Origin of the sequence: Mycobacterium sp. 852002-40037_SCH5390672, from assembly GCF_001665875.1 — a bacterium.
Taxonomy (GTDB): domain Bacteria; phylum Actinomycetota; class Actinomycetes; order Mycobacteriales; family Mycobacteriaceae; genus Mycobacterium.
This window is the reverse complement of record NZ_LZTA01000071.1, coordinates 1-629: the sequence shown is the minus strand read 5'-3', so window position 1 is coordinate 629 and position 629 is coordinate 1. Positions and strand designations below refer to the sequence as shown.

General features: G+C 62.2%; 1 protein-coding gene and 1 pseudogene. Both read right to left on the bottom strand.

Annotation, left to right across the window (positions count from 1 at the left end):
- Positions 1–297: pseudogene (locus A5782_RS12550) on the bottom strand (MMPL family RND transporter); the annotation flags it as partial.
- A partial coding sequence (locus A5782_RS12545; protein WP_156623903.1) for an MmpS family transport accessory protein occupies positions 294–629 on the bottom strand: 336 nt, incomplete at its 5' end. The pseudogene A5782_RS12550 and the gene A5782_RS12545, both read right to left, overlap by 4 nt.

Here is a 629-nt window from a genome sequence, read left to right as displayed (position 1 = left end):
ATTTTGGCCCTCGAGGACGATCATGACCGAGCTGTTCGATTTGTACTCGTTGAATATCGCGCCCATGCGCTTGGTCGCCACCACCGACGGCGCATCGTCGGGCGTCATTGACACCGAACGCATCTTGCCGACCTCGTCCAGCTGGGGGACGACGACGTTGAGCACCGCGATGATCGCGATCCAGCCGAGAATGATCGGTACGGCGAAGGTGCGGATGATCCGCGGGATCTTGTCATGCACGGGCTCTTTGACGACGGGGATGGTGTCGGTGCGGGTGTCGTCGACTGTTGTGCTCATGCGGATTTCACCAAGCAGAAGGTCAGGGCGTGCACGCCGTGGGTGATGTTCTCGGCCTTGACTTCGTCATCGATGGTGATGCGGCAACCGAGGGAACTGCCGTCGCTTTGTGCCGAAAGGTTCGGAAAGACCGACGGGGCCGTCGTGCTGAGCACCAGCGTCCACGGCAGCGGCGCACCGTCGACCCGCCTCGGGTCGGCGGACAAGTCCAAGTAGTTCACGTTCGCCTGGCTGGCCGAGCCGAAGACCTCGTACTTGACGACCTTGGGCTTGAACGGCTTCGAATCATCGAGGCGCGGGCTGGTCATGACGCCGGTGTCGTGAGCGGCGAA